This is a genomic window from Pseudomonas sp. Pse79 (assembly GCF_024519615.1).
GTDB lineage: Bacteria > Pseudomonadota > Gammaproteobacteria > Pseudomonadales > Pseudomonadaceae > Aquipseudomonas > Aquipseudomonas veronii.
Window position 1 is genome coordinate 22,241 of sequence record NZ_JALJRR010000035.1, and the last position, 22,503, is coordinate 44,743.

Sequence of the window (22,503 nt, forward strand, 5' to 3'; positions counted from 1 at the left end):
TCAGCCCTGGCTCGGTTTGCCGGTGACCAGCCCGACCTGGGACAGCTCCAACCGCCGCAGCAGGTCGAGCACCTCGATCACCTTCTGGTACTGCACCGTGGCGTCGCCGCGCACGATCACCGGGAAATCCGGGTTCAGCGCTTTCTCGATGCGCAGGCGCTCCTCCAGCTCGCCGAGGGTGACCGGGTAGGCATCGAGGAACACCTGGCCGCCGTCGTTGACGGAGATGGCCTTGGTCTTGGCCTCCGACAGCGACACCGAGGCGCTGGCCTTGGGCAGATGAATCTGGATGCCCGAGACCTGGGCGGTGGCGGTGAGGATGAACATCACCAGCACCACCATCAGCACGTCCACCAGGGGCGTGATGTTGATGCTGTCGACGGCGGCATCGTCGTCATCGTCGTGGGAGGCATTTACGGAAGCCATGGCGATTCTCCTCAGGCCGAAACCGGCGCGTGGTGCGGCACGCGGTGCGCCGTTTCACTGAACTGGCTCTCGCCGTGCATCTCCGCCAGGCGTGTGATGAACTCGTCGACGAACACGCGCATGTCGGCGCTGACTTCCTTGTTGCGCGTGATCAGGCGGTTGTAGCCGAACAGCGCGGGGATCGCGACGAACAGGCCCATGGCCGTGGCCAGCAAGGCCGCCGCCATGCCCGGGGCGATCGCATTGATGTTCACGTCGCCGGCCATGGCCGTGCCGAGGAACACCACCATGATGCCCAGCACCGTACCCAGCAGGCCGATGTAGGGGCCGCCGGCGATGGCGTTGGACAGCGTCGACAGTTTGGAACTGAGCGCCTGGTTTTCGCGGGTACGCACGCCGTCCATGGAGCAACGGATGGCTTCGATGGTGGCCGCCGACACCGACGAGGTGTCGGCGCCCTGGGCGCGGCGGGTGCGGATCTCCTTGACCGCCACGCAGTACAGGCGCCACAGCGAAGAGTGGGTCAGGCGTTCGGCGAGTACGCTGTCGTCGTAGAACATTTCCAGGCGGGTGCCGATCTGCGCGAATTGCTCGCGAAACGCCTCGTTGGCACTGCTCACACGGCTGACCATGCGGTTCTTGCGAATCATGATGACCCACGACTGGAACATCATCGCCACCAGCACCAGGATGATCACCCAGGCATCCATCGGCACCGCGTTGAGCAGAAAGCCCAGGCTGCCGAAACCGTAGCCCGACTGTTCTTCATCCACGCCGTAAGCGACCAGTTTCGACTCGGCACCCTGGGCACTCGCATCGGCCAGCAACACGGTCGCCGGGCGGGCCACCTTGGACAGGCGCAGCTCATCCATCGCCCCGGCAAACGGCAAGTGCGGGCCGGCTGCTTCCGGCAGATCGGCGCCGATCGCCAGTTGTGTATTGAACGCCGGCATCGCCACCGCCAGGCTCGCGGTTTCGCGGCCGTTGACATACAGCGTGACTTTTTCACCCTCGGCAGTGAACGCCAGGTGCTGCCATTGGCCGGGGTTCAGCGGCTGGGTCGAGACGGCGCGCTGGCCGTCGATTTCCACGAACGGCATGCCTTGGTTCAACCCGAGCAACAGGCTATGCGGAGCCTCACGCCGGGCGAGGACGATCTGTTCGCCGCTGGCCTGGTCCAGGCGCAGCCAGGCGCTGAACGTGAAGGCACCAGCGGCGGCATGTTGCAGCGACGGGCTGGCCGGCAACAGCAAGGGCTGGCCACTGAACTGCAAGGCCCGCCCGACCACGCCGTCGATGCTGCTGCCGGTGGCATTCAGCGCGGTGTTGGCGTAGGCCGTGGTGTCCCGTGGCGGTGTGCCGCTGGCCCCGTCAAAGTGATACAGCGCAGTGTAATTCGGGTCGAAGGTCAGCTGGCCGTTGGCGGTGGCCGGGGCCTTCTGGTTGCCGTAGTACATCCACAGGTCCTGGCGCTGAGCGCCTTCGACCTTGGGCACATCGACCCAGATCAGCGCCATGCCCATCAGCGGGTCGAAGCTTTCGATCTGGTGGTTGAACACGGTCTTGTCATCGGCACCGACAAAGCGCAGGTCGCTGCCGTCGTCCTTGACCCCGTCAAAGGTGAAGTTGCCGGTGTGCAGGCGCACCAGCAGCGCGGTGCGGCCCAGGGCCTGGTTGATCGCGGCGCCTTGGGCGGTGGTGTCCACGCTGATCTGTTTGCGGTAATGCCAATCGTCCTGCCACCAGGCATGGGCGGTGGCCGGGAGCGCGAAGCCCAGGCAGATCAACAGGCTCAGGAATAGGCGTTGCATGGGAAGAATCTCCGGGGAAAAAGGTCAGAAGGTCGCCTGCACACTGAAGTGCAGTCGCGAGTCCTGTTTCTGGGTGTTTGGTCCGTCGAGCAGCGGGTAGCCCCAATCCAGGCTGCCGGACAACCATTTGCTCAAACTGGCGCGGGTGCCAAGGCCGACACTGGCCAGGCTGTATTCGTCTTCCTGCTCGGGCAGCGGGTCGTGCAGACGCATGCGCGCGCCTTCGGCGAACGCGTAGAAGCGCCACTCCTGCACATAACTGCCGAGGAACTTGGCCAAAGACGGTGTGCGCAGCTCCTGGGAGAGCAGCAACCCCTCATCCCCGGTGCGCTCCGCCGCCAGGTAACCGCGCACCGAGGTGGCGCCGCCAGCGGAATACTGCTCGTTGGACACCAGCGGTCCCGAGGCCAGTTGGAAGCCGGCCTTGGACGCCGACTGCCAGTCGTTGGCTAAGGTGTAGGTGTAATTCAGGTCGCCCTTGAGCACCGCAAAACTGGCGCTGGCCTTGTAGCGTTTGTAGTCGAATTCTTTGGCGTCGCTGCCATAGCCAAAGAATGCGCGGGTGCCGACGACCAGGTTCAAGCCCAGGCCCAGCTGGGATTTTTCGCTGTAGCGGTAGCCGTTGTAGCCAAAGGTGAACGGGGCATACTTGAGCGGCACCTGGTCGCTGCTGGCGCCGAATTTCAGTTGTTCGTCGAAGTCCTTGAAGTCGATGCCGAAGGAAAACGAGTTGGCCCAGTTCCCGTTCAGCGGCAGGTTGTAGATCGCCGACACCCCGTAGGAATGGCCCTTGCCCAACACGTTGCTGCCGCCGATAGTGGCGATGTTGCTGTCGGACTGATAACCGGAAAACTGCAAGGTCCAGCGCTCATCCAACGGCGCGCTGTAGGAACCCGACCAGACCTTGGCATTCGAGCTGTCCTGGGGCGCGGTGAAATACGTCAGCGAGATGCTGTGGCCCAGTTGCCAGAGGTTGTCGTAGCCCAGGGTCGCGACCGAGCGCAGCTTCTCGGTGTCGGCGCTGTAGTCGTTGTTCAGGCCGATACTGGCGTGCCATGGGTTCTGGTCCTCCACCTGCAAGTCGACGTCCATCGTGCCGGGGCGCTGCCCCTCGCGGACCAGCGGCGTGACCTGGCGCCCGGCACTGCGGTTGAGCCCGGCCAGCTGGGTTTGCACGCTGGCGAAATCCGGCACGGCGCCTTCCTTGAGCGCCGGCACTTCCTCGCGGATTTCCACCGGCGAGTAATGCTTGGCCCCCACCACCCGCACGCGGCCGACCTTGGTTTCGCTGACTTGCAGGTAGACGATGCCGTCATCGACCTTCTGCTCCGGCAGCTCCACAAACACCGACTGGTAGCCACGCGCCTGGTAGATCTTCTGCAGCGCGTCGCGGGCGCCTTCGATATCGTTCAGGGTCTTTTGCGGGCCGAGAAACGGGTACACCGCCTCTTCGATCGTTGCCGCATCGAGCACGGTATTGCCGCGCACGAAGTACTCGTTGACGTCCACCCGGCGCGCCGGGGCATCGCCCTCTTCGGCCAGCGCCGGCTGCACCAAGGTGCCCAGCGCCAGGCAACACAGCGCCAGCGTTGACTTGAACAGATGCTCCACACAGCCCCCTAAATATCTAAAATGTTGCGCCCTCGCCGATTGCACGGCGTTTGGCCTGCTCAATTGCGGGTTGTCGAAAGTTGGCTGTGCCGTGCCAGCCAGGTGTGCAACAAGGCGAAGTTCAACGAGAACTCCGGCATGTGCAGCAAGGCGCCACAAAACACTTCACCGATGACGGTCTGGATCAATTGCACCGCCCGCGGGTTGCTCAACAGGGTGGCGATATCGCGCTGCAGCACCTGGATGCCCCACACCTTCTGGTGCAGGTCGAGGCCGACGAACCAGCGGAACAGCAGGTTGTAATTGAGCTGTTCGTGCAATTGCTGTTCGCTGGGCACGGAGTACAGCAATTGCAGCAGCAGGATCTGCAACACGGTGCGCGGCGCGATCTGCATCCCGGGTGCGGGCTGCAGCAGGTCGTGGTGCCGGTCGAACACCGCATCGATCTGCGGGCGCAACAACACCAGCGAATGGCCGGCGGGGATGTAGCTGGAGACTTCCTTCAAAGCGCCCTGCCAATCGTCCTGCGAAACGATCCACACCCAGGGCGCGCCGTAGCGGTACACCGAAACCGGCTTCTTGCGCGCGGCTTCGACGATCTTCGACAGGCGCTGATCGAGCTCCTGCATGCCGACTTTCGAGTAACGTTCCATAGTTCCCATGTGCCCCACTCCTGGCGTCCTGCTGACGGCTGGGGAGACGACTTGTGGCCGCCTCCAGCGCGTTACATAGGCAAGACGGGCGTGGCCGGGCACTACCGAACTTTTGTCACGAAAGCTTCATTTGGGATTGAGTGGGGGGCATTTTTTGGGGAGGGGGTGATCGGCTACATGTCCGGTTCTTTGGGTTCTGATCCATGGAGATATCTGATCTATGGAGATCAAAATGTGGGAGGGGGCTTGCCCCCGATGGCAGTGGATCAGTCATGCATGTAGTGACTGACACACTGCCATCGGGGGCAAGCCCCCTCCCACCCTTCCAGCCGAGTTAGCCATGAAACACCAGCCGGCTATTAGGCCGCCGCGCCAACAGCAAAAAAAACGGGGCAATCACTGATTGCCCCAAACGTACATCGAGAGGTCCTTCCACCTACAACGTGATCTGCTTGCGCTCCTCATCCGTCAACCGCGCACGCGCCTGTTCGCTCAGCGGCCCGGCGCCCAGTACCTGCACCGGGCTGTTGGGGTTGTACCCCGAGGTCTTCGGCTGTTCCTGCGGTTCGCGCTGCACCGGCTCGGAGCCAAAGCTCAACACCTCCACCGTCACGATCGACGCCCTGCCCTGCTTGGCCGCCGCCTGCTGGCTGCGCGCCGCGTCTTCCGCCGCCTGGGACGCCGCCGCCCCCGCGGCGCTGGCCGAGGTCATGGCGCCGGTGTTGACGGTGGCCGTCACCGGCACCCCGGACGACTTGCCCTGGGTCTGGATGTTCGCCGCGTTGACCACATGCAAGGCGGCGATGTTGACGTTGCCCGAGACCCGAATGCCCGCCTCGCCCGCGTCGATGGTGCCCAGTGGCGCGATCAGGTCGATGTCCCCCGCCGGCACTTCCGGGATCGGGTTCAGCGTGGCGATCCCCGCGCCGGTACTCGGCACCGCCGGCGACAGGCTCACGTTGCCCCAGTTGTCATAGACGCGCTTGGGCGGCGTGTACACCACGGTGGTCTTGGAACCGCGACCGGCGTTGATATCGCCCTGGGCGGTCCAGCCCATGATCGAACCGCCGAAGGTAGTCATGATGCGGCTCTGGCCAAGTAGGATGCTGCCCAGGGAATACAGCTGGATATCCCCCGAGCCCTGGGTGATCAGACCCGCTGTCGACGGCGGCGCCGCGCCTTCGATGCCGAAGGTCTGGCTGCCGCCTGGGGTGAGCATCTGGATCGAGCCACCGGCATTGGTGTGTACACCCGAGCCGTTGAACAACGTGATGTCACCTTGGTAGGTGATCGAGTTACCGGCCACGTCCTTGTCCGGGAACAGCGCCGCAATCGCCGCGCGACCACGCAAGTAACTGCCCTGGCGCACGCCGCCGTCCTGGTTGTACTCGCGGCCGGCAGCCTTGAGTTCGGCGAAGTACACGTCACGAGCAAAGATCCGTCGCTGCTCGGCGGGCAGTGCCACGTAGTAAGCACGCGCCTGGTCGGTGTCGCCGACAAAACCGAAGCGCTCGGCGAGCCAGGTGACCAGTTCGTTTTCGTAAGTCTTGGCGACCTTGGCCCCCTGCAACGACTCGCCCGCTTGTGCCTGGTTGACAGGGTTCAGGTAGCGCTCGACAAACCGCTGGTAATCCGGCCCGTTGGCGCCGACACCGGCCTGCATCACGATGCTCGCCCCAGAGCGGTTGTCACCCGGCAATACCCCGCCGAGGCTGGTCACGCTGTACTCGCCCGCAGGTCCCGTCATCAGGATATTGCGGCCCGCCGACACGTCCAGCAGGCCAGGCCCGGCCACCTCGAAGTTGCTGTAGAGGATGTCGCGACCGGCCGACACGATGGAAATGTCGTTGGCGTTTTTGTGAAGGAACAGATTATTGCTCGAAGGCGCGTCAGTCCTGCCCACACCAAAACTACGCCCACTGCTGACGATATCCCGCCCGGCCATCATCCGGACCGCGCCATTCCCTTCATACCAGGTCTCACCTTCATGCAACCATCCAGGGGTACTGCTGAACGTGATTATCCGGCCACTGCTCACCCCGACCAGGTCCCCATCTATCGCATAAAAACGCGCCGGCCCAGCACTGCCAGCGGATGACGCGGCTGCCGTTCCGGAACCGAACGCCAACAGCGACTGGCTGACCAGGCTACCACTGGGCGACAGGTTGCTGACCACCACAGCATTGCCAATACGGGCCTGGTACGCAGGGTTCCAGGGGGTTGCCATCGCACTCATTGCCGCCCCGGACTGGCTCACGGCCATGCCACCGGCGTAGATCGAGCCCTGGGCGAGGAACTGCAACTGGCCGGCCGGCCCGGGAGCCAACATCAAGGGATATGTGTAATTCCCATCAGAGCCACTGTCCTGCGCGGCCGCTCCGTAATACAGATTGCCGCCAGCCGCCGTTGCCCTGACGATTGACGGGTAAGCCACGGCCAGGTCACCCGGCATGCCGGGTAGGCTGACGGGGGTCAGGTTACCGCCCAAGGAAAACAGATCAATGGCCGTGTCCTTGGTCCACAGCGTAAACCAGCTGGTGCCGGTGCCGAGGGTGGTGCCTTGTGCAAAAGGCGAAGAATGGCTAACCGGCACCCGGCCCGGGTCTTCAACATTGTTCACCACCTGATCGCCCAGGGTCTGCACGTTGAACGTGGCATCCCCCGGCACCAGGGTCAGCCCACCGCGCGCCACGCCACGGGTCGACACCAGCGGGTCGAAGGCACGGGCCTCGCCCGGGCTCTGTTCGAAAGACGTTGCCCCGTACAGCAAATCGACGTTGCCCACGCTGGCACTGCGCAACTGCACGTCACCGCGAAGATTGACCAGCATGCCGTCACGATGGTCCGCATTAGCAACGACAACACTGGCAGGGTTCATGCTGCCACCGATGCGTACCCGCAAATCGCCTCCGCCGGTCAACTGCAGGCTGCCATCGCTGGCGACCCTGCCCGTGCTGCCCACTGCCAGGACCAGGCCTTGGCTATGGGGGTTTACGGCACCGTTGCTGAAGCCATAACCCAGCGTGTTCAAGACGCCTGCGTCGCCACCGACATTGACATCCAGATCGCCCCCGCCCAAGGTGCCGAAGCCGGTGAAACCCAGCATTTTGTCTGCACCTGTGGTTGCGGTGTAACTGCCGAAATTGATCCACCAGGCGGTCGGTTGAGCCTGCCCACCCGTCGCCACATCGCCGCTACCCTGGCGCCATAGCCAGTTGCCGACGCTCGCCGAGTCGACCCCGTTATCCTTGGGGTTGGGTCGCCCGATGTTGCTCTGGGCGAAACTGGTGATATCACCGGTCAGGTCACCCCCGGCATTAATGGTCAGATTGCCCCCGGCCTCTGGATACCAGGCTCGGTAGAGGCTGGTGGACGAGCCGTTGACGAATTTTTCGAACAGGCTGCCAGTATCGCCCAGTACGGTTTTAACCAACTGGGTCGCGGCTCCCTGCTTCGCCTTGGGCTGGTTGTAGGGATCGCCTTCAAAAGTAGCGGTAGACGACGTACCGGCGGTGTACACCCCATACAACGAGTCCATGCTCAGGTTGCCCGCGCTCAGCAACTCCAGATCGCCGGTACCGGTGCGGATCACGCTGAAGCGCGTGCTTGCCGGCGCAGCCGCGTATTCCTGAGGGTTTTTCATCTGGCAATACGTGGGGCCGGCGCACAGTTGCGCCACGGTAATTTGATTGAAACTGAACGCAAGCGCCTCGGTGACCTCGTCCCCCGCCTTTACGATGATGCCCTTCCTCGCGAATCGAGCGACTGCCGCCGGAGTGAATATATAAGCACCCGTGGTCTTGCAGAATTGCGGGGATGCACCGCAGAAATCATCGATTGAGCCCTTATTCAGACCGTCGAGCACATGCTGATCAATCGGATCACCGGCCTTGACGGTCACCCCGACGCCCGCCAGGTACGTGACCCCAGCAGCCGTCCAGGTTTCCACGCCACGGGGCGGTAATGCCTTGGCGAACATGCCGTAGTGAGTGTCCGCCAGATGCAGGTCGCCGCTGCGCGGGTGGGCCTGCAGGATGCGACTGTCGGCAGCCTCGGTATCGGCGCCCGCGACCAGGCGCAGCGACCACGACTGGGTGCCTTCGGCGAGCATCGGCGAGATCGCCCAAAGCTGCCCGGCCGCACCGGCGCGCAACGCGACCGACTTGACCCCAGCAGGCAACTTGACATCCGTGCCGGCAGGGATCAACGCACCTTTGGGCAAGTCCTTGAGGCCATCGAGCAGCACAATGTTAGTGGTCAAGCTTGCCTGGTCCACGGTTGGCAGCGGTACGCCCTTTGGCCAGGTCATGCCTTGCAGCAGGGTACCCTCGGTCAACAGCGTACCGGCGCCCAGTTGCGTACCCGCCACCAAGGTCTGCGCCTCGCTGAGCAAGGTGCCAGCGGCCAACAACAGAGTGCCGCCGGCATCGCGCACATCGGCCGCGACGACGCTGCCCGCAGGCAATACCAGGTCCTGGCCCAACGTCGCGGCCACAGGCAAACGCGTATTGGCGGCGACAGTCAGGCCCTTGATCGGCACGTCATAGTTAAGGGTCGCGCCGGCCGGGAAGGCAGTGCCATCGGCCAGGGTCACGCCGTTGCCAGGCACCACCACCGTGCCGCCACGGTAGTCGATACCCGGCAGCAGCACCCAGCCCTTGTCATCGGCAGACGGCGGCGGCGCTTCGAAGCCGTCGTTGATGCTGCCGTAGATATTCAAGTCACCGCCGGCGCGCAGGGTCAGGCTGCCGGATTCGCCGGAACCCTTAACGTTGTCGTCCTTGCGGCTGTGGGGGTTGAGACTGGCGTAGCGGAAACCGGACAGGTCCAGGTCGCCCTGCACGACCAGGTCGCCGTCGGGGGCCTTGCTGATGATTTCCACGCCAGGCCGCAGGTGAAAAGCATCAGCGTAGGTCGCGTTGTTCAGACCGGCGAGCTTGTTTTGCAGCAGGTTGGTGTTAAGCCGTGCCGCGTCGATGAACTTGACGCTGAGCTCGTCCTTTTTCTTCAGGTAATCCTGGGTGATTTCCTGATACGGCTTGCCACTGGCGGTAGGGTCGGTTTTTTCCGGGGCATCGTCGTAGGTGGCCATGCCGTTGAGGGTGATCGAGCGCGCGCCCTGGATGCTCAAGCGCCCACTGGCGTCGATGGCAATGTCATTGCTGCTGCCGTCGGGATTGAACAGGCGCGGCGCATTCAGCTCCAGGGTGCCGCGATTGCGCCCGTCGTTACCGGCAGCGCCATCGGTGCCGTGGCGCAGGTCGATGCGCACGCCATCGGCGAGGGTCAGTTGGCCGTCGCCGGAGCCCAGCACCACCATGGCGCGGTTGGGCGAGTCGATGATCTTGCCGTAGCTGTCCACCCGCAGTTTGCTGCCATGGGCGTCGAGTACCGCCGTGCCGTCGAGGGTCAAGCCGTGCTTGCCGGCCAGGTTGATGCTGCCCACCCGCTCACCGCTGGCGTCCACCAGGCCGTTCACGCGCAGACTGCCGTTATCCATGGACACGCTGATGGTGCTGGCCTTGAGCCCGTTGCCAATGGTCAAGTCGCCCTGCTTGAGCTGGAAGCTGCGGGCACCGAAGACCGCACCCTGGTTGAGGCGCTGGTTAAGGTCGGCGAACTGCTGGTCAAGGGAACCGCTGCCACCCAGGTGCTGGGCCTGGAGTTCCATGGTGGCGGCCTGGTAGGGCATCGAGGTGCCGCCAGCCGCGTAATAACCGCTGCTGCTGCCAAGGATCTTGCCTTGCAGGTCGACAGTCCCGGCCGCCGCATCCGTGGCCACCGCACGCAATTTACCGGCCTGGTTGTGCTGGGCCGACAGGTCGATGGTCGAGCCCGCCGCCTGGCGGATATTGCCGCTGCGGCTGTCCAGCAACACGTCGCCGCCCCAGCCGTATTGGGTCACATCGTTGAAGGCAATGGCGCGGCCGGCCACGTCGATCAAGGCGTCATCGGTCAAGACCACATCGCCCCGGGCGCTGAGGCTGACCTTGCCACTGGGCAACACCACCGCAGCGGCCACGCGAATGCTGTCGCCTTGCAGGGACAGCTCGGCCCCCTGGCCGTTGGCCGTGCCACGGGGGCCTGCCGACGCGCCGATATCAATCGCACCGCCGGCTTTGATCGTGTTCACCGAGCCGGCCTCACCGGTCATCAGCGGTGTACGGATCGTCAGGTTGCCGCCGCTGTACTGGAAGCCGTTGACCGGGTCATACGCGCCCTGGCGCTGGTAGACCGACAGGCTGCCCTTGTGGTTGGCGGTGATGCGTTCGCTGGCGTTGAGGTTGACGTTGGCGAACCCCAAGGCCAGGCGGTCGAAACTTTTCACATTGCTCGGCTGGCTGAACTCGCCATAGCCGAATTCGATACGCTCGGCGTTGATGTCCAGGCGTCCGCTGCCGGTGCCAGCCCCGCCCATCACCACCGCGCCAGGGGTGTTCGTGGCGCCCAGCCAGATCAGGTTGGCGGTATGGATCGTCGCCACATCGTTGGCCGCCCCGGCGCCATACATCGCCGGGGTGGACAGCATCAGGTTGTTCAGCAGCGATTTGCCGGTGACGGGGTCATAGGTGTCCAGGGACGTGGTGCCGTAGAAATTGAAACTGTCACGGGCCGACAGTTGCAGGGTTTCCAGGGCCGGCGCGCCGAATTGCGTGTCACCGCGCAGCAGGCGGTCGAGCAGCGTTTGGGTCAGGGTCAGGCCGGCCGGCACGCGGTTTCCGGCAGCGGCGAGGGCTTCGGCGCTGCCCAGGTTGATGGTGCTGACACCCAGGTTGAGGTGACGCGTGCCATAGCGCACCTGGTCGCCCAGTTGGAAGGTACTGTTGGTCAGCGCCACGATGCTGCCATCGGAGTACAGGCCGGTCTGGCCGCTGCACGTGCCGCCGTCGCAGGCGCCGATGTTAATCCCCTGACTCAACGTTCCGCCCAATACACGCGCGCTGACCACATTGAGCAGCCCGTTGGACACCGCCAGCATGTTGGCAACCTGATAGATAAACCCGTCACGTGCGTCGTAACTGGCCTTGCCGCGTCCCAGGGTGTTGATCGAGGCGCCCTGCTCCACCACGATCGCGCCGGTGTCGCTCACCAGAAATACTTCAGGGGCCGCCAGTGTTGCCCCTTCGCGCAACGTCACCGTGCTGTTGGCACCATTCAAACCGGATGCCAGGTTGATAAAGTTACCGGACTGGCCGTACTCCACCACCGTCATGCCGCCCACCACCAGCCGCGATGCGCCCAAGGCATTGAGGGTGTCGGCCTTGAGAGTGATGCCGGCGAAGTCCGCAGTGGCGGACTTGCCCGCGCCGACCACTTCGATACCCTGCCGGGTTGGGTTCAGCACTGCCACCGTACCGCCGTAGCCGCCTGGCGCGGCATCGAAACGGCCGATGCCCTCGAACGAGAAGGCATCCGCACCCGCACCGGGGCGCAGCCACAGTTTCAAGGTTTTGGCATCGGCTTCCAGCATTGGCCGTGGCACGCCGATCCGGGCCGCATCGGCCCTGGCGAACTGGGCGTAGCTGGTTTCGTTGTATTGGGAATAACGGCGCAGGGTATCGGCCGAGGTCAGGATCAATTGGCTGGCGACACTGTTGCTGATCCCCGTGTGGGCAATCGACAGCTGCCCGGAGGTGGCCCACGAGCCATTGCGCATCAGCGTGGTCGCACCATCGCCGCCAAGCCCGGCCAGCCCATTGATCTCGACGCGAAAGGCCCCCGGCATCAGGGCGTAGGTCGACGGCATCAGGGTGTAGGTGCCCGCCGGCAACCCCGGCACACCAGCGCCGATGGTGATCTGCTGGCCGATCAATGGCGCCACGGCACCGCCCTCCGCCGCCACTGGCGCCGCACCTGGCTGTACCCCGGGCACAATTGCATAGATCGGGTTAGTGGACAGGCCCGGCAGGACAAACCCGCCGTTGGCGCCGAACTGCACCAGCGGGTTGTAGCGCGCATCGGTGGAACCGCCGCGCCCGGAAATGAAGCCGGCGCCCAGCAGTTCGCCACCGCCGGAGAGGTCAAGCGTCGCATCCGGTTGCACAGCGACGGTCGTACCGCCCAGAATGACGCCGACGCTCAAGTCTCTGTTCACGCTGACCACCCCGCCCTGGCCGATAAACGTCACCTTTTGACCGTTGTAGCGGTACTCCTGGCCATCCAGCGTGCCGCCATAGGGCAGCACCAGCCCCTTGCCACTGACCGAGGTGATACTGCCCGGCAACAGTTGCACCAGGTTGCTGCCCATGCTGCCGATATCGATCAGCCCCAGCGGCGCCCGCACCACACCGCCCTGGCGAACCGTGGCTGCGCCCAGTTGCAGGCGGCCGAACGCCGAATAGGGAATGGCGGCGTCGGCAGCGCCGGTACGGCCAATGGTCAGCGTACGCAATGGGTCGAACAGGATATCGTTGTTAATTTCCCCCCCGCCCAGGTAACCCGCGATCACCCGCGCGCCGACCTGTGTGCCGGGGTACAACTGCGCCGCGCGCAAGGTCATGTCGCCCTGGGTCAGCAATTGGGTGCTGATACCCGTGGCGACTCCGTTCTCATTGGCCCCGGCCAGAAACCGCAGGTCGCCATCGCTGGTCAGGTTGACCTGGTCAAACCCACGCCGTTCGACATCCAGCAGGCTGCCATCCGCCTGCCTCAGGCTACCCTTGACGCCAAACAACACACTGTCGCGCACATCGATCAGGTTAGCGCGGGCGTTGAACTGAGCGGCGGTTTCACGCTGGGACGGGACAGGCAGCACGATCACCGGACGCACATATCCGTCCCGGCCTGACGTGTTGACGCCAGCCAGCAATAGATACGGTGCAGCCAGGTTGACCCGGGAGTTGTCAGCGGCATTTTCACTGAGGCCGAAGGCCGTACCGAACAACCGCAGGCTTTGGCCCATATTCAGTGAGACGTCACCGTCAAAACTCATGACCCCGTTGCTCATCAGCGCCAGGTTGTCAAAACCACCCGCGCTGACTTGATCCACACCCAACCGCCCGTGGCCGTATTCCAAGCTGTCAGCAGCCTCTTGCGCAGTCGCCGCCAAGTCGTGGCGCTGATGGACCTGGCTGATCAGCAATTCACGGCCCTTGAGCACCCGATCAACGGCGATAAAGCGGTCATAGTCGGGGCTCTCCAACGCGACAGCCAGACTACCGCCCGCAGCCCCTGCGCCCCCTGCCCGGGCCACAAAGCTACCGTCCAGGTACAGGCCGTTATTGGACGCCAGGCTGATACTGCCGCCATTGCTGGCCTGGCGTACCATGCCCTGCCCCGGAATATTCAGCAGGGCCTGGGTGCCGGAGGCGTCCAGCCGCGCCCCTTCACGCACCACCACAAACAAATCACTGGCCGTAGCAACCCCGGTCTGCAGATCGAGCGTGCCGCCGATATTGATGCTGCCGCCATCGCGTACCAGGCCATAAGTGCGGCCAAGGACGTCAACCGCCGTGGCAGCCCGCGCCGCGACATCGATCAGCGCATGTTCGCCGACCCAGATCGAGCGACCATGCCCGATGGGATTCACGTCTTTTGAAGAACCCGCCGTCACCCCACCCAGGGCGACGCTGCCACCCCAGGCGTTCAGCGTGCCGTCCATGTTCAGTTGGCCGACGCTGCGCAGGTTGATGGCCTGGCCTGGGTCGACGTTGATCACCGCGCCTCGGCCCACGGTCAGGGCGGTGGTTGCCAACTGTTCGGCGGTGGCATTGACGTCGCCGGCGTTCAGGCTCAAGCCGGCGCCACGGCGCTGGGTCAGCAGGCTCTTGGTCGGATCTTCCTGATAGAGCATGGGCGTCCAGCGTTCCAGCGCACTGGCCGGGTCGCTGCCGGTGGCGATCGACGACGCCTGCGCACCAAACCGATACACCGGGACCGTGACATCGACTTGCGTACCGTCGGTAACGATCAACCCCTCGTTGCCGGTGATGTCGTAGGCCGAAAAGCCTTTATTGAAGAAGCCGCCGGCCAGTTTCAGGGTGTCGTCATCCGCCACGACGGGGCTGTCGCCGATCTGCACCTTGCGTGCCTGCAACGCCAGGGTGCCGCCGCCGGTGACGCCATAGCCGCGCACCTCGCCGTCCAGCCCCAGGGCGCGGAGCGCGCCCAGGGTCACGTTGCCGCCCTTGCCGCCTGTGAGCCGGCCATCCACGCCGAGGGTGCCGCCGGAAGAGGCGTCCACCACGCTGCCAGCCATCAGGTTCACATTGACCGTGCTGCGCAGCGACACATTGCCACCGTTCACATAGGCCACGCCTGTGTTGTTGGCCGCGTCCAGCAGCAGGTTATTCCAGCGCCCGCTGGCATCCAGCTTGACCCCGGCGGCGACCGTCACACTGCCGCCGCCCGGCAGGTACGTATCCTCCACCGCGCCATCTTTCAGCGGATCGACCTGGCTGAGGATGTTGCCTGCATGAATACTGCCGCCGTGGGCCGTAAGGTTGGCGTTGACCTCCACGCCGGGCCCGAACAGGGTGATGTTGCCGCCGTCGGTCACATTGAGCGCACCGTTGACGCTGACCTGCTGGTTGGCGGCGACCTTGATTGCGCCCAACTGGAAACCGTTCAGCGAGTCGCTGTCGAGCACGATCTGGCCTTGGCGATCCGTCGGCAGCACAGTCGTGAGGTCCAGGCCGTCGGCGATTTTCTGGGTGTTGCTGTCGATCAGCACCTGGTCGGCATTGCCGGTCAGGGCATAGCGCAGGGTGCCGGTGGTCTTGTTATAGACCGGCGTGTAGCCGCCAATGATCAACTGCGCGCGCTGGGCCATGGCCTTCTGCGACTGCTGGTAACCGTCAAGGTTGATGTTTGGCGCCTGGGTCTGGCGATCGCCCTGGAACACATCGCTGATCAGTTGGCCTTCCAGCACCGCGCTGGTGGTACCGACCACCAGCTTGCCGGCATCGCGGCCCACGGTGTAACCGCTCTCGTAACGGCGCTGCTTGGCGATCATCGGGTTGTAGTAGTAATCGGTCTGGCCCCAACGCTTGCTGGTGTCTTCATAACCTTTGTAGAACCCGGAATAGAGGATGTCGCCCGGCGCGTTAGACAGCTCATACAAGCGCCCATCCGGGCCCTTGAGCCAGGTCTGCTGGATATAACCGTCCTGCACGTCCACGGTACCGCCCGACAGGTTGATCTGTGCGCCCTTCTGCGTCACCACATCCTTGCCGGTAAAGGTCACGGTCCCGCCCTGAGCCATCCACTCGCCTACCGAGTGACCTTGAGTGCCGAGGTAACCGCCGACCTCCAACAAGCCGCCGGCGGTGTACCAGCGATCCGTGGCATAGCCGTTGGTGCCTGCAGGCACGAACACCAGCTCGCGCAAGTCGACCCACACATCGTTGTTGATCAGCTTGCCGCCATCGCGGTTGACCGGCGCATCGCGCTGCTCATTGCCCTGCACGTTGATCTTGATGTTGTTGGATTCCATCGACACCTTGACGCCAACCGCGCCGGACACGTCGATCATCGCCCCATCGCGTACCAGGCTGCGCCCAGCGGCGCTGACGGCGACCTGCCCGCCAGTGGCCAGGGTGATCGAGCCCTTCTGGAAATCCACGGTGCCGCCGCTGACGATCTCGATACGCGACTGGTCGGTACGGTCGGCCACAGCGCTCAAGTGGTTGAATTGCTCGGTGATCAGGTTGGCGGGCTTGCCATCGAGGGCGATCAGGCCATTGTTTTTCTGGGTATTGAGGGCGGTGCTGCCGCTGGCGTCCAACAGGATCGCGCTGGTGCTGCCCTCGCCCAGCGTGACGCTGCCAGTAGTGTCGCTGGCCGCGTTGAGCAAGTGGAGGGTGCCGCGCGTGTCGACCGAGGTGCTGGTCAGGGCAACGCCGTTTTGCTGTACCTGGTGGCCGGTCAGGGTGATGTCGCCGGTGGATGCCATGATCAGGCCGCTGTTGGTGACCTTGCCCGCAGTGCTGTCGGCGTTGAGGGCTGTGGCGACTTCATTGCCACGGGTGGTGGAGCGTTCGTTGCCCGCTGTGCCCACGCCTTTACGGATGTAGAAACTGTCGCCGGCCGCCAAAGTCGTCTGGCCCTTGGCGGTGACGATGGTGCCGGCGTTTTCAACCTCTGTGCCGAGCAGCAAGGCATAGCCGCCGGCATCGGTGGAGGTGGCGGCGTTGTGGGTCTGGATCAGGGCACCGCGTTGCACTTCAACCTTGCCTGCCGCGTCGGTGAAGGTCGGTTGCGTACCGGTGGTATCAACGTAGAGGCCACGCTGGGTGAATTGTTCATCGGTGATGTTCGCCGCTGCTGCCACCAGGTTGCGCACATTGACCTGGCTGGTGCCGCTGAAGACCACACCGTTGCGGTTCATGATCATCACCGTGCCGGCGCCGTTGATCTGGCCCTGGATCTGGCTGGGCCGCGCATCGGGGTCGTTGACGCGGTTGAGCACGGCCCAGTTGGATTGCTGTTGGAAATCCACCGTGGTGTTGCGTCCGACGTTAAACGTCTCCCAGTTGAGGATCGCCTTGTCAGCGGTCTGCTCGATACTCACCGTGGTCTTGCCGCCTGCCTGGATCTGGGTCGGCGCCTTGGCGTTGGTCCAGCCTTGGGTGAGGCTGTTGTCGACTTGCAGGCCGCCTTTGCCCAAACCATCGGGAATCGTCGACACCTGGCCGAACGCCGCCTGACGCCCCGCCGCTTGTGCTGCCTGCTGCGCCGCAATCGCCGCGACGCTGGTGTTCAAGGTGCTGATGGAACGCGCCAACCGCTGGTTGACCTGCGCCTGCTGGTTCAACGTCGGAATCCCCGGCACCTGCCCGGCACTGATCCGCGCCGCCGTCGCCGCCTGGGTCGCGCCCTTGTCGGCAAACCAACTGGAACTGAACGCCGTAGCGGCATGGGCATTGCCCGCCACCATCAACAGGGCAATGGCCTGGGCCAGGGGCTTGAGGCGCAGGATCGTCTCTTGGGCTTTCAGGTTAACCGGCGATTTGCAGCGGACCATCGGGGATCTTCCTTCTTTGTTATCACGCAGGGAGCAAGACGCGCTCACGTATGAGGGTTAGGCGGTTGGCGAGGGGCGCGACTGAACTTCTGTCATGCAAAGTTCATAAAGGACTGGTAACAGCCCGATAAGGACGACGCGCAGTTTCTGTAGGAGCGAGCTTGCTCGCGAAAAACATGAGGACGCCGCAGGCATTCAGCAAGCCCGCGTCATCGTTGACGACCTTCGCGAGCAAGCTCGCTCCTACAGAAGAAATCGCAATGCAAAAAAAATCAGCAACGGCACAGGCCGTTGCTGATCGGGTGTTGCGGGTCGTTGACAGCGTGGGTTACAGCGGACGACCGATACCGTTGCAGACGCTGGTGTTGCCGATGCCTTGAGCGCTGGAAACGGTAGCGAAGGTGTCGGTGATCGCTTGTTTCCAGTTGCTTGGCAGCGGTACGAAGCGGTTGTCGTTGATGGCGGCGTCGTTGTTATCAGCACTGTCGTAGTGGCGCAGGAAGAAGTCCTGCACTTGGGTGGTCTGGGTTGCGTTGGCGTAGCACTGGCTGAAGATCAGGTTGGTGAAGCCCAGGATCGGGTAGCCGGTCGTTGGGTAAGCGAAGGTGGCTGAACCGCTTGCGGTGCCCGCAAATACCGGCACCCAGTTGTCCTGGTTGGTGGCATCGATGAACGAGCCATCGGCGCGGGCTTCGGTTGGCGCAGGGATCTGACCGATAGCGGCCGACACGTTGGCAGGCGCAGGCGAAACACCAGCAACCTTGGCGACTTTGGTGGCGTCATCCAGACCGGCCAAAGTAGTCGCGGCGTAGTCCGGGCTCATGTAGGTGATACCACCGTCCGTAGCGTTCAGCGCAGTCATCACGCCTTGGCTACCGGCCGCGGCAACGGCACCGGCCGGTACGCTATTGGCCACGTTGCCGTAGCTCGACGAGAAGGTGGTGGTGATGGCGAACGCTTTGGCTTCGCTGCACTTTGCGTTCAGGAAGCGGGTGAAGAGTTCAGTGGTACCGCTGGATTCACTGCGGTAAACGACTTTGATCGCACCCGTGCGGCCGGAACCGGTGATCTGGTTCCAGTTGGTCAGTCGACCGGAGAACACGCCGCACAGTTGGTTAACGCTCAGGTTAACGGCAGCGGTGCCGGCCTTGTTGAACGGAATGGCAACCGAAGTAGCCACCGATGGCACCTGGATCAATTTGCCCCAGGTCGGTTGTTTGTTAGTGGCGTAGGTCGACAGTTCAGTCGCGCTCAGCTTGGAATCGCTACCGGCCCAGTGCACGTTCTTGTTGCTCACACCGGCCACGAACTTGGTGTAGTCGTTGGTCAGGAAGGCTGCCTTGCCATTACCGCTGCCCACGCCAATGTATTGGGCGAAACCGGCAGTCAGCACGCCCGGAGTCTGGTACAGCTGCTGAGGCAGGGTTGCACCACCGCCGTTGATGTCAGCCATTGCAGCCTGTGCCGAGCACAGTGCAGCGAGGGTCATGGATACCGCGAGAACGTTGCGCTTAAACATGAAGAATCTCCTTTCGTCGTGTTTGTACGTTTGGGGTAGATGGCTCTTGCATGACGCCATGGCTCCGGTCCCAAGCCGTGTCTCGGGGGTGGCTGGGGGTGAGGCCATGGCTAGAGAATTTCGCAGTTTCCGATGACAGCAATGGGAAAAAACCTCGGGAGGAAGAGCTTGATTTTTAAAAAGATTCTCGGGTGTTTTGGTCATGGTTTTGAGCGGTTTGGAGGCAGGTGACAGCGCGGTTTCAGTGGGGGTTTCGTCAAGGCGGCGTAGGCTGCGGCGAGGAGCTTGGCTGTGACGAAACGATGAACCCGAGGTTGCGGGCTGGCGGTATCGGCCCACCCCAAAATCAACTGAACAGGTAGGGTCCAATGTGGGAGGGGGCTTGCCCCCGATGAGGGAGTGTCAGCCAAAGATGCATAGACTGACCCATCGCAATCGGGGGCAAGCCCCCTCCCACATTCAGGTCACCAGTTGGTTGATCTCGATGATCGGCAACAGCACCGCCATCACGATCACCAGCACCACCGCGCCCATCACCACGATCATCAATGGCTCGAGCAACGCGGTCATGCCCATGGCACGGCGTTCGATGTCCCGCGACAGGGTCTGCGCCGCGCGTTCGAGCATGGGCGGCAGTGAGCCGGTTTTTTCGCCGCTGGCGATCAGGTGGATCAGCACCGGTGGGAACACCTTCTCCACCGCCAGCGCCGGAGCGAGGTTGACGCCCTCGCGCACTTTGGCGGTGGCGTCGTTGACGCACTGGCTCAGGCGCTCGTTGGACAGGGTCTGGCGCGCGGCTTCGAGGGCGCGCAACAGCGGCACGCCAGCACCGCCGAGGATCGCCAGGGTCGAGGCAAATCGCGCGGTGTTCAGGCCCAGCACAAAGCGCCCTATCAGCGGCAAGCGCAGCACGCGGCTGTGCCAGTTCAAGCGCGCCACCGGGTCGCGCAGGTACAGGCGCCAGCCCCAGAAGCTGCCGACGATCCCGGCAAAACACAGCCACCCCCAGGCGCGGATAAAGTCGCTGGCGTTGAGCATCGCCAGGGTCAGCCCCGGCAGGTCCTGGCGCGCCTGGGAGAACGCGCTGACCACCTGGGGCACCACGTAGCTGAGCAGGAAAATCACGATGCCGATGGACACCAACCCCACCACGCCGGGGTAGATGAATGCGGTGAGGATCTTGCCGCGCAGGTTGTTGCGCTCCTCGATGTAGTCGGCCAGGCGCTCCATCACCTGGGCCAGGTCGCCGGACTCCTCCCCCGCCGCGATCAGCGCACGGTAGATCGACGGAAAGTCCCGTGGCCGTGCCGCCAGGGCATCGGCCAGGCGCATGCCGCCGCGCACATCGGCGCGCACGGCGGCCAGGGTCTGGGCGATGTGTTTTTTCTCGGCCTGTTCCACCGTCGCGCTCAGCGCCGCTTCCAACGGCAGGCTGGCGCCGAGCAGGCTCGCCAGTTGCCGCGTGGCCCAGGCCAGGTCGTTGTCCGACAGCTTGGCGCTGAACAGGCTGCTGCCGCCCGCGGCCTGTTGACCGCCTTCGACCTGCACCAGAAGCGCGGTCAGGCCACGGCTGCGCAACGCGGCAAACGCCGCGCTCTGGCTGTCCGCCTCCAGGTGCCCGGCCTCGACCTTGCCGCTGGCGTCGGCGGCTTCATAGCGATAGCGATTCATCAGGCGTCCCGTGTTACGCGCAGGATTTCTTCGGCCGCGGTGGTGCCGCTGCGCACCCAGCGCTCGCCGTCTTCACGCATGCTGAACATGCCGGCGCGGCGTGCCGCCAGACGCAGCTCCTGCTCGCCGGCGCCCTGGTGGATCAGGCTGCGCACCTCGTCGTCGACGCAGAACAATTCATGAATGCCGGTACGCCCGCTGTAGCCGATCTGGTTGCACTGCGCGCAGCCCACCGGGCGCCAGGTGCCCGGCACGGCCGGGTCTGCCTGCTTGCAGTGCGGGCACAGGCGCCGCACCAGGCGCTGGGCCAACACGCCCAACAGTGAAGACGCCAGCAGGAACGGTTCGACGCCCATATCGATCAGGCGGTTGACCGCCGACACCGCGTCGTTGGTGTGCAGGGTGGCGAGCACCAGGTGGCCGGTGAGCGAGGCTTGCACGGCGATCTGGGCGGTCTCCAGGTCGCGGATTTCGCCGATCATGATGATGTCCGGGTCCTGGCGCAGGATCGCACGCAAAGCCAGGCCGAAGGTCATGTCGATCTTGGCGTTGACCTGGATCTGGCTGATGCCCGGCAGGTCATACTCCACCGGGTCTTCGACGGTGAGGATATTGCTGGTGCTCGCATCCAGCCGCGCCAACGCGGCGTAGAGGCTGGTGGTCTTGCCGCTGCCGGTGGGCCCGGTGACCAACACGATGCCGTGGGGCTGGCGGATCAGCGTGTCGAGGCGGGCCAGCAGTTGCGGCTCCATGCCCAGGGTCTCCAGTTGCAGGCGCCCGGCCTGCTTGTCCAGCAAGCGCATGACTACGCGCTCGCCATGCCCGGTGGGCACTGTCGACACGCGGATATCAATCGGCCGCCCGGCCACGCGCAGGGCGATGCGGCCGTCCTGGGGCAGGCGTTTTTCGGCAATGTCGAGCTGGGCCATGATCTTGATCCGCGACACCAGCGCGCCATGCAGCGCCTTGCGCGGCGAGACCACGTCGCGCAGGGTGCCGTCGACGCGGTAGCGCACCACCGAGTGGGTTTCGTAGGGTTCGATATGGATGTCACTGGCCTCATCGCGGGCGGCCTGGGTCAGCAAGGCGTTGATCATGCGGATCACCGGCGCGCCGTCCTGGGTGTCGAGCAGGTCGGTGATCTCGGGCATGTCCTGCATCAGGCGGTCGAGGTCGACTTCGTTTTCGGCGGCACCGACTACCGCAGCGGCGCTGCCGGTGTCGGCATAGGCGCTGGCGAGCAGGCCGTCGAGTTCATCATCGCGCACCTGTTCAAGGCGGCTCTGGCCGAACTGACGTTGCACTTCGCTGATCGACCAGCCGGGGGTCGACGGGCAGACCGTCAGCAGCAGGCCGGCCTCGCCGGGACGCAGGAGGATGCGTTGGGATTTGGCCCAGGCGTAGGGCAGCAGGCTCATGGGGTTGACCCTTTTGGATTGAGTACATATCCGTTGCTGCGGTAACGGCGGCTTATGGTTCCGCCCTTACGGCGGGCCGCCGCGCACTGTAAATGTGGGAGGGGGCTTGCCCCCGATAGCGGTGTGTCAGTCAATTCATCTGTAACTGAACCACCGCTATCGGGGGCAAGCCCCCTCCCACATTTTGAAGCGGTGAGTGCCCAGGAATTCTCAGTCAAATCCGACTGCACCCGTCTGGGCACTGCATTGATTGCAGTGGGGTTGTGGCACAAATCCAGACCATGAAAAAACACCGCCCCCCCGCGTAAACACGATGCGAAGCGAGCCGCTTTTGATCTTAAACCACGCAAGCCTGCGTTCGGGCACACCGAGCCCAAGCGAGGTGCCGAGTGGTGGGGCAAGAGCCCTTTGGTTACTTTGGGGCTTTTCC

Annotated in this window: 8 protein-coding genes; all 8 read right to left on the bottom strand. The window is 64.0% G+C overall.

What is annotated here, in order from left to right; genetic code table 11:
• The 8 genes from NR164_RS28025 to gspE all read right to left on the bottom strand — a co-directional run bounded on the left by NR164_RS28025 (position 1) and on the right by gspE (position 22,073).
• Positions 1 to 426 carry a biopolymer transporter ExbD gene (locus NR164_RS28025; protein ID WP_017849147.1) on the bottom strand — a complete coding sequence of 142 codons (426 nt, stop codon included), beginning with the start codon at positions 424 to 426 and terminating at the stop codon, positions 1 to 3.
• 11 nt (positions 427 to 437) lie between these two features.
• Complete coding sequence (locus tag NR164_RS28030) at positions 438 to 2,237, bottom strand: DUF2341 domain-containing protein (RefSeq protein ID WP_177031740.1); 1,800 nt, start codon at positions 2,235 to 2,237, stop codon at positions 438 to 440.
• A 24-nt stretch (positions 2,238 to 2,261) separates the two neighbouring features.
• A complete protein-coding gene (locus NR164_RS28035) occupies positions 2,262 to 3,848 on the bottom strand; it encodes a ShlB/FhaC/HecB family hemolysin secretion/activation protein (protein WP_256823538.1) in 1,587 nt (528 codons plus the stop codon).
• A gap of 59 nt (positions 3,849 to 3,907) precedes the next feature.
• On the bottom strand, positions 3,908 to 4,501 hold the full coding sequence (locus tag NR164_RS28040) for a transposase (RefSeq protein ID WP_017849144.1): 594 nt from the start codon (positions 4,499 to 4,501) through the stop codon (positions 3,908 to 3,910).
• Between the two features lie 436 nt (positions 4,502 to 4,937).
• Positions 4,938 to 17,465 (bottom strand): filamentous haemagglutinin family protein, encoded by a 12,528-nt coding sequence (locus NR164_RS28045; RefSeq protein ID WP_256823539.1) that lies wholly within the window; start codon positions 17,463 to 17,465, stop codon positions 4,938 to 4,940.
• Positions 17,466 to 17,793: 328 nt separating this feature from the next.
• On the bottom strand, positions 17,794 to 18,984 hold the full coding sequence (locus NR164_RS28050; protein ID WP_256823540.1) for a substrate-binding domain-containing protein: 1,191 nt from the start codon (positions 18,982 to 18,984) through the stop codon (positions 17,794 to 17,796).
• 459 nt (positions 18,985 to 19,443) lie between these two features.
• A complete protein-coding gene (gspF, locus tag NR164_RS28055; RefSeq protein WP_256823541.1) occupies positions 19,444 to 20,655 on the bottom strand; it encodes a type II secretion system inner membrane protein GspF in 1,212 nt (403 codons plus the stop codon).
• Positions 20,655 to 22,073, bottom strand: a complete 1,419-nt coding sequence (gene gspE / locus NR164_RS28060) for a type II secretion system ATPase GspE (RefSeq protein WP_057004372.1) — start codon at positions 22,071 to 22,073, stop codon at positions 20,655 to 20,657. The genes gspF and gspE overlap by 1 nt, the downstream gene beginning before the upstream one ends.
• Positions 22,074 to 22,503: the final 430 nt, after the last annotated feature.